At 70.2% G+C, this 12,825-nt stretch carries 10 protein-coding genes; 7 read left to right on the forward strand and 3 right to left on the reverse strand.

Annotated elements, in window-relative coordinates; translation table 11 throughout:
- Positions 1 to 329 precede the first annotated feature (329 nt).
- Positions 330 to 1,748 (forward strand): RCC1 domain-containing protein, encoded by a 1,419-nt coding sequence (locus tag ABD785_RS23165; RefSeq protein WP_344831839.1) that lies wholly within the window; start codon positions 330 to 332, stop codon positions 1,746 to 1,748.
- Between the two features lie 101 nt (positions 1,749 to 1,849).
- On the opposite strand, the gene ABD785_RS23170 is transcribed toward ABD785_RS23165, so the two are convergent.
- Positions 1,850 to 2,455, reverse strand: a complete 606-nt coding sequence (locus tag ABD785_RS23170) for a TetR/AcrR family transcriptional regulator (protein WP_344831840.1) — start codon at positions 2,453 to 2,455, stop codon at positions 1,850 to 1,852.
- A 74-nt stretch (positions 2,456 to 2,529) separates the two neighbouring features.
- Here ABD785_RS23170 and ABD785_RS23175 point away from each other — a divergent pair, with 74 nt between their 5' ends.
- The gene (locus tag ABD785_RS23175; RefSeq protein WP_344831842.1) at positions 2,530 to 3,747 is read left to right on the forward strand and encodes an alpha/beta hydrolase; all 1,218 of its coding nucleotides are present in this window, start codon (positions 2,530 to 2,532) and stop codon (positions 3,745 to 3,747) included.
- A 168-nt stretch (positions 3,748 to 3,915) separates the two neighbouring features.
- Here the strand turns inward: ABD785_RS23175 and ABD785_RS23180 are convergent, their stop codons facing one another.
- Positions 3,916 to 5,058: an acyl-CoA dehydrogenase family protein gene (locus ABD785_RS23180; protein ID WP_344831844.1), complete on the reverse strand. Its 1,143-nt coding sequence runs from the start codon at positions 5,056 to 5,058 to the stop codon at positions 3,916 to 3,918.
- 109 nt (positions 5,059 to 5,167) lie between these two features.
- Here ABD785_RS23180 and ABD785_RS23185 point away from each other — a divergent pair, with 109 nt between their 5' ends.
- From ABD785_RS23185 to ABD785_RS23195, 3 genes are all read left to right on the forward strand, one after another.
- On the forward strand, positions 5,168 to 5,869 hold the full coding sequence (locus ABD785_RS23185; protein ID WP_344831845.1) for a winged helix-turn-helix transcriptional regulator: 702 nt from the start codon (positions 5,168 to 5,170) through the stop codon (positions 5,867 to 5,869).
- A gap of 571 nt (positions 5,870 to 6,440) precedes the next feature.
- Positions 6,441 to 7,091, forward strand: a complete 651-nt coding sequence (locus ABD785_RS23190; protein WP_344831847.1) for a cupin domain-containing protein — start codon at positions 6,441 to 6,443, stop codon at positions 7,089 to 7,091.
- Positions 7,092 to 7,267: 176 nt separating this feature from the next.
- Positions 7,268 to 8,425, forward strand: coding sequence for a hypothetical protein (locus ABD785_RS23195; protein ID WP_344831850.1), 1,158 nt, complete (start codon positions 7,268 to 7,270; stop codon positions 8,423 to 8,425).
- A 206-nt stretch (positions 8,426 to 8,631) separates the two neighbouring features.
- Here the strand turns inward: ABD785_RS23195 and ABD785_RS23200 are convergent, their stop codons facing one another.
- On the reverse strand, positions 8,632 to 9,225 hold the full coding sequence (locus ABD785_RS23200) for a TetR/AcrR family transcriptional regulator (protein ID WP_344831851.1): 594 nt from the start codon (positions 9,223 to 9,225) through the stop codon (positions 8,632 to 8,634).
- Positions 9,226 to 9,281: 56 nt separating this feature from the next.
- Here ABD785_RS23200 and ABD785_RS23205 point away from each other — a divergent pair, with 56 nt between their 5' ends.
- Together ABD785_RS23205 and ABD785_RS23210 are read left to right on the forward strand one after the other, a co-directional pair.
- A complete protein-coding gene (locus ABD785_RS23205; RefSeq protein ID WP_344831852.1) occupies positions 9,282 to 10,070 on the forward strand; it encodes a class I SAM-dependent methyltransferase in 789 nt (262 codons plus the stop codon).
- A gap of 195 nt (positions 10,071 to 10,265) precedes the next feature.
- Entirely contained in the window at positions 10,266 to 12,776 is a 2,511-nt protein-coding gene (locus ABD785_RS23210; RefSeq protein ID WP_344831854.1) for a DUF7779 domain-containing protein, read from the forward strand.
- Positions 12,777 to 12,825: the final 49 nt, after the last annotated feature.

The following is a 12,825-nucleotide window of genomic DNA, read 5'->3' on the forward strand; positions in this document are numbered from 1 at the left end:
TGGCCACCATCTGACCTGGAGTGTGAGCACCTGCACGGCCGATCCTCGGTACATCGACAAGTGGAGAAGGAACATGGAACGTCTTGGCGCCGCCCGCCGCCCGCCGCCCGGCAGAAACCCTCACGCCCGTCCGGAGCTCCAGGTCGGCGTCACCAAAAGGCGGCCGGCAACGCTTCCACACGACCGATGCGCGACAGACGCACACAGGTGAGTACCGCACCGAGCACCAGGACCAACGGCATCATCCAACGACCGCCCCGCCGGCGGTCCCCATCAAGGGCAGGGAGCAGCTCGTGACGATCGATCGACGTAGCGGACGAGGGGCGGTGGTGCCGCTCATCGCGGCTCTCGCGCTGATGGCGGCCTTCTGTGCCTGGTTCGCCCCGGCAACGGTGTCGCTGGCCGACACGGCAGTGCCCATCCCGACCTTCACCCAGGTGCCCTCCCCGCCGTCGATCGCCGATCGCATCGACTCGGGTGCCTATCACACGTGCCTGGTCGACGACGACGGGGCGGTGCGTTGCTGGGGCGACAACGCTCTGGGCCAGCTCGGCCACGGCGACAACGGCACCGTCTCCAAGGACGTCATCGGCGACAATGAGACACCGGCATCGGCCGACGCCGTCTACCTCAACGGTACGGCCGCGTCGAGAGTATCGGCCGGCGCCTACCACACGTGCGTCATTCTCGTCGACGGCGAGGTCGCCTGCTGGGGTCAGAACGTCTACGGCATCCTGGGTTCCGGTGCCCAGGATGTGAACAACGCTGCGATCGGCGACTACGAGGCCCCCGCGACGACCCGGGTCTACCTCGGCGCGAACCGCACCGCCAAGGCCATCGCCGCGGGCGGCGACCACACGTGTGTCATCACCGACCGGGACAAGGTCATGTGCTGGGGCGAGAACCGCAACGGCGAACTCGGCTACGGCAACGAATTCGACATCGGCGACGACCTCGGCGAGACACCGGCCGACGCGGGCATCGTCGACCTGGGAACCGGGCGCAGCGCACGGTCGATCGCGGCCGGCCTCTCGCACACCTGCGCATTGATGGACAACGGCAACGTGTTCTGCTGGGGCGACAACTCCTACGGCCAGCTCGGCTCCCCCGACCTCACCGACGACATCGGCGACGAATCCGGCGAGACCCCGGCAGCCGTCGACCTGGGCGCGATGAAGGCGGTCAGGCTCACCGCAGGCGACAGCCACACCTGCGCCAAACTCGACAACGGCAAGCTGCGCTGCTGGGGCAGGGGCGACACGGGAGCGACCGGCAGCAACGGCGACTTCGTCCTGCCTCCTGACACCGGCCATGTGGATCTGCGCGGGATCGACGAGCCGGCCCGGGATGTCATCCAGGCCGGAGCCGGCACCGACCACACCTGCGCGGTGCTGTCCGGTGTCGTCAGCGACGTGCGGTGCTGGGGACGAGGGTCGGATGGCGCGCTCGGCCTGGTCCTGGGTTTTAACTCGAGCGACATCGTTGGAGACGACGAGTCACCGGCGAGCTTCCCGATCGTCGACCTCGACGGAGACTCCATCGTCGCCGTCACCGGCGGTCAGCAGCACACCTGCGCGGTCACCACCGCCGGCGGGGTCCGGTGCTGGGGCGACAACGACCACGGCGCCGTGGGACACGCCTCCGGCTCTCGGATCGTCGGCGACGACGAGGCCCCAGAGGCGATCGACCCCATCAACCTGGGCGCTACGATCACCTGCCAGAGAGTCCTGGGCCTGTGTACCTCGTGACAGCCTTTCACAGGCACCACGGGCTCCATACGTCACCTCATCGCCCGATCGACCGCCCCATCTCACCGGACCTGGCCGTCGAACGGGGGAAGCTCAGGTTCTCAGGCGAGGAAGACCCGCCGGTAGAGCGCCGAGAGGTGGTCGGCGAGTTGTCGGCGGGTCCATTGACGCTCGTTGAGGAGTAGGTCGATCACGTCGAAGGAGCTGAGCGCGAGGAGCATGTCCGCTCCTGTCTGGATCGTCCACTGCGGGGCCAGCCGGTTCTCGTCGGCCAGCAGTTCGATGGCTCGCCGGCAACCGTCGTAGCGGGAGGCGGTGGCCAGCTCCCAGTGCTGGGCGGCGTCCGGGTCGTGGTGGGTCGCCTGCTGGATGGCGCGGGCGGTCGGCATGATCCGTGGAAGGAAGTCGGCCGCCATCTGGGCGCGCGCGTCCAGCGCCGCGATCCCGTCCGCCGCCTCCCAAAGGGGCCGGAAGGCGGCGTCACGGTCCTCGACCTCGTTGAGGTAGTCGAACAATGCTGCCAGAAGGTCGCTGCGCGAGGAGAAATGCAGGTAGACGGCCCGCCGGGAGACTCCGGCGCGTTCGGCCACCGCCGCCATCGTGGCCGCCGCCGGGCCCTGCTGCTCGATCAGCTCCCGGGCGGCCTTGAGCAGTGCTTGGGAGGTGTGGCGGCTGCGTGCGTTCTGCGGAGTCTCGATGGCGGCCATGCCGACAGCCTAGCCAAAACTTCACATGGTGTGTACTTTATGAAGTTCACACCATGTGAAGTTGGGAGGCTTTCATGCCCATCGGCTATCTCATCCCTGTGGCGCTCGTCGCGATCGGCACGCTGTTCGCGTTGCGGCCGGTGCCGTTCGAGCGGCCGCTCGGCCGTCCGAGCTACTACTTCGGTCTGGCCGTCAACGAACTGCCTTGCGCGGCCTTCTTCTGGCTGCTGCTGCTCCCGACGGCGCTGGCATTCGCCCAAGGCGATATCGACTCGGCGGGCGGCTGGGCGATCGTCGTTCTGGCCGCAGTGACCGTTCCCGGGCTCGCCGTCATCGCCCGCCGGGCCGTCAAGGACCGGGCCCGGATCATCCGGGCCCTGGACGACGGGCTGGGTGCCGGATGGCGGTCCGCCCTCGATGCCGACCTCGCCGCGGGGCTGCGGCGCCGGCCCCCGCTGGCCCGCATCCTGTTCCTGCCCATCCTCAAGCGCCGCCCGGACGTCCGGCGGGTGGCCGACCTGTCCTACGGCAACGCGGGCCGCCGCAACCTGCTCGACCTCTACCACCACCGCTCACGCCCGCAAGGCGCGCCCGTCATGATCCACCTGCACGGCGGCCACTATGACGGCGGCCACAAGAACAGCCAGTCACTTCCCCTGCTCTACCACCTCGCGAGCCAGGGCTGGGTGTGCATCAGCGCCAACTACCGGCTGCGGCCCCAGGCCCAGCATCCCGACCACCTGATCGACCTCAAGAAGGTCATCGCCTGGATCCGCGAGCACGCCCACGACTACGGCGCCGACCCCTCGACACTGTTCGTCGCGGGCAGCTCAGCCGGCGGCCACATGGCGGCACTCGCCGCCCTCACCCAGAACGACCCCGCCTACCAGCCGGGCTTCGAGGGCGCCGACACCTCCGTCACCGGCGCCATCTATCTGAACGGCTGGTACGGCCCCTACTTCAGCGGCGAACCCTCGTCCTCCCCTCTCGCCCACATCACCGCGGACGCACCACCGTTCCTCATCGCCCACGGCGACCTGGACCCGCTCGTCCCCGTGAGCGACGCCCGTGATTTCGCCGATCAGCTCCGCGCGACCTCGGCCGCCCCGGTCGTCTACGCCGAACTGCGCGGCGGCAACCATGCCTTCGACCTGTACCACTCCTTCCGCTTCGAGGCGCTCATCGACGCCATCGAGGCCTTCACCATTCACGTGAGAGCACAGAACAAGACCCCCGCGCACGGGGCACAGGGAGGGACGAAGGTCCTCGGAACCGTTGACTCGCGGCCCTGACCGGGCAGGGAAGCCGGTTCGAGCCCGGGGAAATCTGGAGGGGCCGCCCTGGGTCAGGGCGGCGGCCAGGACAGGCCGGTCAACAGAGTCCAGCCGCTTACGCCCGGCATGGCGTTTGCGCCGGGCGTCGCGGCACGTCGCCGTGTTTCTCCGAGTCGTCGTGGGCTCTCAGCGGAGCAGGCCTTTGATTCCGAGGGCGTGGCGGCCGGTTTCGATCAGGGTGTTCTCGGGGGTGAGGGGGTGGAACTTGGCGGCGCGGATGTCGCGGTAGCAGCGTTCGATCACGGAGCCCTTGAAGAAGGACGCGCCGCCGGCGAGGTCCATGGCCAGGTCGCAGACTTCGGTGCCCGCCTCGGCGATCTCGGCTTTCGCCGACATGACCGCGAGGTAGGTCTCGGGGGAGGGGGTGGGGTCGTCGCCGACGGTGGACAGGGCGCCGTCGAGCGCCCATGAGGCGATGCGTAGTTTGTGGCGCATGAGGCCGAGGTTGCGTTGCACGAGCACGTTGTCGGCCTTGGACGCGGCGGCGGCGAGTGCGGCTTGGTAGGCCGCTTCGGCGACGCCGAGGTAGACGCCCGAGATGATCGGGAACGCGATCTCCGAGATGACCTGCAGCGGGGGGTCGACGACTCCGTAGGGGCGGTTGGCGAGCACCCGCTCGTCGGGGACGAACACGTCCTCGATCAGGATGTCGTTGCTGGCGGTGCCGCGCATTCCGAGGGTGTCCCAGTTGTCGGCCACGGTGACGCCCGGCGAGGAGATCGGGACCGCGACGTTGAGCACGCGCCTTCCCTGCTCGGGGTCGTCGTAGGTGAACATGGTCGCGATCACGGTGCCGTGGCCGGACTGGCTGGCGAACCGCTTGCGGCCGGTGACGCGGTAGCCCCCCTCGACCTTGTCCGCTTTGCCGCGTGGGTGGGTGTAGTCGCCGCCGCCGGTCGAGACGAGCAGGATGCCCTCCTCCGCGACGCGGCGCAGCGTGGCTTCGGCGCCGGGCAGGCCGCGACGGTACCGCCATGCGGTGAACGCGACGACGTGCTGATGCATGGAGCTGGCGAGCGCGGCCGAACCGCAGTGGTGGGCGAGTCGGCGTTGCAGAGCGGTCAGTTCGGTGATGGTGGCTCCGTCGCCGCCGAGTTCGACGGGCACGCCCGCCTTGAGCAGACCGGCGTCGCGGAGGGCGTCGTAGGCCTCGGTCGGGAAGCTGCCTTCTGCGTCGTGCCGGGCGGCGTGTCCGGCGAGCGTGGGGCCGACATCAGCGGCCCGCTGTTCGAGGTCGGCGGTCTTCCGGGAATCTGTCGTCGTCGTCATGTGATCAGCGTCCGACGAGCGCGCATGCCCTAGCTAGTCCACGATCGGGACCTGGCCGGTCCAGATTCAGAACTACCGACCTTGTCGGGCTCCTGTCACGATGGTGTCTGTGCCCGACTATGGTGATTACTGCCCCGTCCAGTTGGCTGCCGAGGTCGTCGCGGACCGATGGACGCCGTTGATCATCCGGGAGATGGTGCTCGGCAACACCCGGTTCAACGACATCGCGAGGGCCATGCCCGGCATCTCCCGCTCGCTTCTCGTCCAGCGCCTTCGCCACCTCGAGAAGCACGGGGTGGTCGAGACCTGGCCTTCACCGGCCGGGCGCGGCAACCAGTACCACCTCACCGCTGCGGGGAAGGACCTGGAGCGGGTCATCGACGCGATGTCGCGGTGGGCGATCGAGTATCTCTTCGAGGAACTACGCCCCCACGACGTGCCGCCCACCACTCTCATGTGGTGGATGCACCGCCGGGTCAGGCCCGAGGCGCTGCCGGCCGCCCGCACGGTGCTGGAGTTCCGGCACACCGCGCCGATGCCGCAGACGATCTGGCTGGTGCTGGACCGGGGCGAGGTGTCGGTGTGCCACCAGCACCCCGGCTTCGACAGCGACGCCATCGTCACCTCGACCACCGCCGATCTCGCCGATGTCTTCCAGGGCTACCGCACCTGGGCCGAGGCCACCGAGGAGGGCCGGATCGATGTCACCGGCCCACCCCGCCTCACCACGGCCATCCCCCGCTGGTTCGCCTGGAGCCCCTGGAACGAGGTCACCCGAGAACGGGCCCACCGCACGGCGACCAGGAACTGACCACCCGCACACGCCGGGCAGACCGTGGCAGGCGGCTCCCCGGAAGGGCGACGGACATCCAGCGGCTTGGCAGCAGCACGACCCCTCGACCGGATCGCCGGTCTGCCGGGGGATCGCCTAGGCGGGTCCCTGCCTGGACGCAGAATCGGCCGCTCCTGCCCCGTCATGACACGGGTGAGCGGTGCGCGGCAGTGGACGGCACCGCAGGGCTTCTTCGGCCCCTCGCGATGATCGCGCTCACTGACAACGAGCACCGCCAGCGCGAAGGCGCGTCGCGGGGCGGTGGCCACGGTCCTGTCGGTGTGAGGAAGAGCGAAGCCCCTGGCCTCCTGGCACGGCAGGCCGCTGACGGCGGAGGATGACCTCGCCGCGCCGCCGATCAACGACCCGATCGGCCGTGACGACTGCGGCATCCCCGTCGACGGAGTCACGGCCTTCGTCCGCACGACGGCTGAGCGGGTCGGAGATCTCCCGCATCGACCGGTGTACGTCTCTGGTGACGCCTTCGGGCGGCCGCCTGCCGCAGCACCGGCCGCCGGACGACGTCATGGGGGCACTGGGCTTCTGTCCTGTGGGTGAAGCGCATCGGTTGGTGCAGGACGGCCGCATCGACGGTGACCGTCCCGGCGGACCGCCCGTGCCCTCCGGCGGGGAAGCCCTCGGGAACGGGTGGATGCACGGCGTCCCCCAGATGCTGGAGTGCCACTTCGGTCTGGCCTGCCGCTCCTCGCCGCACTACGGTGGCGCCGTCGTCTGCAAGAAGATCGCCGACTTTTCGTTCTCGGAGACGGGAGTACGTATGCCGCACGCACGTCCGCAGGATCTGCCGCCTGGTGGAGGAGGTCGCTGGCCGGCCGCCGGTGAGGGTTTCCGTTCCGTCCAGTGGGGTGACATGGAAGTCGGCTTCACCACGGTGGACGGACCACGCGACTGCACGGAGCTGTACAAGATCGGCGGAATGCCCGGCGGGCTGTGCATGTGCCCGCACTACGGTTACATCTTCACCGGCACCATCCGGGCGACCTACCCGGGAACCGGACTCCCCGACGACGTCGCGACCGCGGGAGAGGCCTATTTCTTCCCCGCCGGGCACATCCTCATCTACGAGGAGGCCACCCAGGCCCTCGAGATCAACCCCGCCTTCGCCCTCCAGCAGTGCATGGACGCGATGGAACGGACAGCGCAGAGGTTCGGCGCCGCCCAGACCGCTGAGGGGACATGAGCCGTCCTGCCGACCTCGAAGGTCATCTGGGCGGCGAAGGTCTGCACCGCGACGACGTCCGGCGGCTGCTGGGCGGTGAGGGGCACCGCCGCATCATCATCGCCACTGTGACGCCCGCAGGCTCTGCCGGGTCGAGGGGAAGACCCGGACGATAGGTTGGCCGGGTGGATCGAGAGGTGTTCGCCGAGCGGTTCGCCGCGTCCTCGCGGGCAGCGTGGGAGTTCGCCCGGACGCTGGTCTCGGAGGATCTGCCGGAGCCGTTGCTGTTCCGTGTCCGGCTGAACCAGTCGTATGACGGGCATGCGCCGAGGCCCGGTGAGGTGAGGTTTCCGCAGGACGGTTCCCGGCGCAGGGCCATGGGCCTGAGCAGGTGCGACGCGGAGACCGTCCTGGCGGAGTTGTGGCGTGACCACCACGTTCCCGAATGGGTGAATCTCGCGGTGGTCGGTGAGACGGGCACGGCCACGGTCGTCGAGGTCGTGTGCTGTGGGCGCTTCACGAGGGACGACTCTCGGCTGTACCACTCAGAGGAGGGGGCGCCGCCCTTTCATGTTCTGGGGCCCGCGTTGCCGCCCGGGCATGAGGGCGGCAGGTACAGCGTTCACGTGCGTTCCGAATGCTGGGGCCGCTCCGACCTCGACCATGGGGCGACCGTCTCCGATCGGGTGTGGTCGTTCACTCTGATGACCGACGAGTTCGACGCTGACCTGCTGGCGGCGGTGCCGGACATGCCGAACGTCGAGGTCTTCGAACATCGGAGGTGCGCTCTCGGTTCCGAAGCCTTGTCGGCGTTCGTGCGATTCCCGCGACTGCGGAACCTGCGGCTGTACCTCGACGAGCCGGGCAACTTCCATGCCGGTGCCGCGGGTGGACGGCTCGGCGCCCTCACCGGGTTGACGGTCACATGCCTTCCGCCGCGTCCATGGGCCCTGGGAACGCTGAGCGACATCGCTCCCCGGCTGAATCGCATCGATCTCAGCAGCGGGGGAGGGGACCTGTGGCTCGATGGAGCCTTTCCTACGTCCCTGTCCGAGGTGAGTCTCAGCGCTGCCGGACTCGCGGGCTCGCCGAGACTGCCGGCGAGGCTCGATCGTCTGACCGTCCGTCTCACGTCCGCCGCCGACGACGATCTGGCTGAACTCCTTGAGGGCGTCACCCACATCGGCTCACTGACCCTGAGCGGTACACCGGTCGGTGACACGGTCGTCCCATTGCTGGAACGCTACGACCTCGATGCCCTCAATCTGGTCGACACCGAGGTGACGCCCACGGCACTGGCCCGATTCCACGCCGCTCAGCCGAGGACGAGACTCCTGCCCCGTCCTCCTGCATGACCGCGCGACCGACCCAAGATCCTCATCCTGGCGGCTCTCCCTCCCAGGGACCCGCCCTGCACCAGGGGACCGGCGCCCACTGCTCCGTCGCGGACGGCCGTCTCGGACCGTGAGCCAGGTGCGCCGTGTGCAGGCCACGCGAGGATCCGCCGGGCCGCGTGGCAATCGGCGCGGTTCCACGTCTCCGCCTGCGCGGCCTCGTCCACCTAGCCGGGGAGCGCGTGGGCGATGGTCGAGGTGACGAACCTTTCGATGGCCTCAGGAGCGGGGGTGCCGGGGTCGCGGTCGGCGAACAGCAGGTGGCCGCCGCCGACCAGGGAGAGCGTCAGTGCCTCAAGGTCGACGTCGGCCGCCAGGCGGCCGAGGGCTCGTTCGTCGGAAAGGTACGCAGCGACGGCCTTCGTCGCCTCGGCCAGGATCGTGATCCCGCCTCCCGGCCTGGCCTCGCGCAGGCGGGCGCGCAGCTCGTCGCGGAAGGTGATGAGGGGGATGATCGCCACCGGGACCGGGCCGAACAAGGCGGTCAGGGCTCCGGTGAGGTTCCCGGCGACCGTGCCGGTGCCGGCGGCGCGGCGCAGGGCGTCGGCCTGTGTCTCGAGGTGGGCGGCCCGCTCGAGGACGAGGTCGACCAGGAAGGCGTCGAAGTCGGTGAAGTGCCGGTGCAGGACGCCCTTGGCGCAGCCCGCTTCGTCGGTGACGGCCCGGCTGGTCAGCGCGTTCGGCCCGTCCCGCAGAAGGACGCGTTCGGCGGCGTCGAACAGCCGCCTCCGCGCGTCGCGAAGGTGTACTCCCGTCGGCACCCCCCGATCCTCTCATGCGCGTTGTCGAGTGGGCGCCTGCCCATTAAAGTGGGCACATGCCCATTCACCCCTCGGAGCAGCCTCATCAGGCCAGGCGGATGGCCGAATCGTTCGGCGCGGACGCCCAGAGCTACGACCGGGCGCGTCCCGGCTACCCCGAAGCCCTGATCGCCAGGCTCGCCGGCGGCCCCGACGTGCTGGACGTCGGATGCGGCACGGGCATCGCCGCCCGCCAGCTCGAGTCCGCCGGCCGCTCCGTGCTCGGCGTCGAGCCCGACACCCGGATGGCCGACTTCGCCCGCGCCCGAGGCCTGCGGGTCGAGACCGCGACCTTCGAAGCCTGGCAGCCGAACGGCCGGACGTTCGACACGGTCATCGCCGCCCAGTCCTGGCACTGGGTCGATCCAGCAGTCGGCGCGGCGAAGGCGGCGGACGTCCTGCGCCCCGGCGGACGGCTGGCGATCTTCGGCCATGTGTACGAGCCGCCCACCGAGGTGGCCGAGCCCTTCGCCGCCGCCTACCGCCGAGCGGTGCCCGACTCTCCCTTCAGCGCCCAGCCCGCCCGCCGCCCCGTCGGCCTCCACCAGGGCCTCTACGAGAAGTTCGCCGACCAGATCCGCGAGACGGCACGCTACGAGGCCCCCGAGCAGTGGCGGTTCGACTGGGAACGGGGCTACACCCGCGACCAGTGGCTGGCGTTCCTGCCCACCACCGGCGGCCTCACGCGGCTCGCCCCCGACCGGCTGGCCGAGATCCTGCGGCCCGTCGGCGACGCCATCGACGCCCTGGGCGGCAGCTTCACCATGCCCTTCACGACCCTGGCCGTCTCGGCCGTCCGCCTATGAGCGGCGGCGGAGGATCCCCGCAGCGCTGTGAACGAAGGCCCCGACGGGCTCGGAAACGCCCTTTAGCCATCGGGTTTTGCTGCCCGAAGGGAACGCGACCGTAGGTTCGCTCGACCGATAACCTTCCGCGCTTCGGTCAGGCGCTGCGGATGAGCCCGGTCTAACCTGCGGGAAGAGGAGCGGAGGGGGACTTCGATGGGGCTGCCGTTCGGAGATCCGGTCGGCGGATGGCTGGTGGGCGTGCTCGGAGACGGATTGCTGGGCTTGATCCGCGGATCGGAGGAAGAACGGCTGCTGGGCACGGCGTGCTCGGCCGCCGTGGCTGTGGTCTTGGAGCAGGTGGCACCAGATGATCGGCCGCGCCTCAGGGACGGCCTGGAGCTGTGCTTCCGAGGCGGTCCCGTGGCGGAGGCCGAGGTCGGTTCCGGCGTCGGGGACGGGTTGCGGGCGGCGGTGTCGGCGCAGGTGGCGTGGCTGGCGGCAACGGTCGCGAATGACCGTGCGGGAAGACCGTTCTTCGACACCGTCGGGATCGAACAGGAGTGGCTGGCCGAGGAACTGTACTCGGCGTTCACCGAGGCGTTGCGGCACGTGGCTGCCCGAACCGGCCTGGCAGAGCTCGCGCGGTCCCTCGCCGCCGAGCGGCTCCAGGACGGCGTCGACGAGCTGCTGCGGCGGGTGGCTCCCACCCCGGCGCGTTCTGTGGTCGGATCGATTCCCCAGGCGGCGGACTGTTTCCAGGAGCGTGCCGGGATCGGTGGGCTGGACGCGGTCGCCCCTGGTGGAGGCGGGAGGTGCCAGGTCCTCACGGGAATGGGCGGAGTGGGCAAGACACAGCTCGCGGCGGCTCACGCCCGGAGGCTGTGGCAGGCGGAGCTGGTCGATGTGCTCGTCTGGGTCGCCGCCACCTCTCGTCCGCGGATCGTCGCGGCGTACGCGCAGGCCGCGGCGGCGGTCGGGCTGGCCTCCGATCCGGGCGATCCCGAGACGTCCGCGCGGTCGTTCATGGGCTGGGCAGAGCGGACGGGAAGGTGGTTGGTCGTCCTCGACGACCTCCAGGACCCCGCCGACATGCGAGGGCTGTGGCCGTCCGCCAGGGGCGAAGTGGTCGTGACGACCCGTCGGCGCGATGCAGCGCTGCTGACCCGGGGACGGCACCAGGTCGACGTGACCTTGTTCGCTCCCGCCGAGGCCCGTACCTACCTGCGAGCCAAACTCGGCCCGGACGATCCGCCGGAACAGCTCGATGCCCTGGCCGCCGAGCTCGGCATGCTGCCCCTGGCGTTGGCCCAGGCGGCCGCCTATCTGATCGACGCGGGCCTGGACTGCGCCGCCTACCGGGAGCGCCTCACCGATCGCAGACGGACCCTGGCCGATGTCCTCCCCGAAGACGACGTCTTGCCCGACGATCACCATCACCTCCTCGCGGCGACGTGGGCGCTGTCCATCGAGCGCGCCGACCGGGCACGCCCCGCCGGACTGGCGCGGCCGCTGCTGGACCTGGTGAGCGTCCTTGATCCGCATGGCATCCCCGAGATGGTCCTCTGCTCGGCCGCCGCCCGTAGATTTCTGGCCGCACGCCGCGACGCCCACCACCGCCAGCCGGTCACCGACGATGAGGCCAGGGACGCGCTGAGGGTCCTGCATCGCTTCGGCCTGATCAGCCACGAGCCGGGTGACTCCGGCCGGGAGGTGCGAGTGCACCGCCTGATCCAGCGCGCCACCCGCGAGTCACAGACCTCCCTGACGTCCACGGCGCACGCCGCTGCCGACGCGCTCACGGAGGAATGGCTGGAGTTCGGCCCCGACGGCCTCGGCCCCGTCCTGCGCCCCAACGCCGCGGCACTTCACCGGACCACCGGCACCGCCCTGTGGACCTGGAACGGGCAAGCGCACCCGGTCCTGTTCCACGCCGCCGCCAGCCTCGGCAGCACCGGCCAGGTCGACGCCGCCATCCAGGCACTCAACCGGCTCCACACCATGAGCCGCAGACTCCTCGGACCGGCCCATCCCGACACACTCGCCCTCCGGCACAACCTGGCATCCTGGCGCGGCGCCGGAGGCGACGCCGAGGGCGCGGCCGAGCAGCTCACCGGAATCCTCGCCGACGTCACCCTCGTGATGGGCCCCGACCATCCCCACACTCTGATCGCCCGTGCTGACCTGGCCACATGGCGCGGAGCATCCGGCGACGCATCCGGGGCTGCGCGGACGTTCGCCGACCTGCTTCCGGACACGGTCCGCGTCATGGGCCCCCACCATCGCCACACCCTGGCCACCCGCGGAGACCTGGCGACCTGGCGAGGGCTCGCGGGATCTCCCGAGCCCGCGGCGCGAGACTTCGAGGCCCTCCTCGCCGATGCTGAGGCGATCCTGGGCCCGGACCACTTCTACACCTTGGCCACCCGGCACAACTTCCTACGCTGGCGCGGTGAGACCGGCGACCGTGCGGGCGTTGCAGCAGGGCTGAACGCGCTCCTCGCCGATCAGCTGCGCCTCCTCGGCCCCGATCACCCGGCCACGCTGGCCCTCCGCATGGAACTGGTGTGGTCCCAGGGATCCACCGGAGATCCGCAGGGCGCGGCCACCTCGACCGAGGCCCTTCTGGCCGACCTGCTCCGGCTCCTGGGCCCTCACCACCCGGACACCCAGATCGCCCACCGCAACCTCGCCTACTGGCGCCATCGCGCCGACACCCACGACTGACCACCGACTTCCGCTCTGCGCGCCGTTCCGTCCCGGCTCAGAGCCCGAA

Origin of the sequence: Actinocorallia longicatena (assembly GCF_039534125.1) — a bacterium.
Lineage (GTDB): Bacteria > Actinomycetota > Actinomycetes > Streptosporangiales > Streptosporangiaceae > Actinocorallia > Actinocorallia longicatena.

Excerpts from the sequence above, each read along its gene's own strand:
- ABD785_RS23175 (WP_344831842.1), top strand. The coding sequence starts at position 2,530 with ATGCCCATCGGCTATCTCATCCCTGTGGCGCTCGTCGCGATCGGCACG.
- ABD785_RS23210 (WP_344831854.1), top strand. The coding sequence starts at position 10,266 with ATGGGGCTGCCGTTCGGAGATCCGGTCGGCGGATGGCTGGTGGGCGTG.
- ABD785_RS23170 (WP_344831840.1), bottom strand. The coding sequence starts at position 2,455 with ATGGCCGCCATCGAGACTCCGCAGAACGCACGCAGCCGCCACACCTCC.
- ABD785_RS23205 (WP_344831852.1), top strand. The coding sequence starts at position 9,282 with ATGCCCATTCACCCCTCGGAGCAGCCTCATCAGGCCAGGCGGATGGCC.
- ABD785_RS23180 (WP_344831844.1), bottom strand. The coding sequence starts at position 5,058 with ATGACGACGACGACAGATTCCCGGAAGACCGCCGACCTCGAACAGCGG.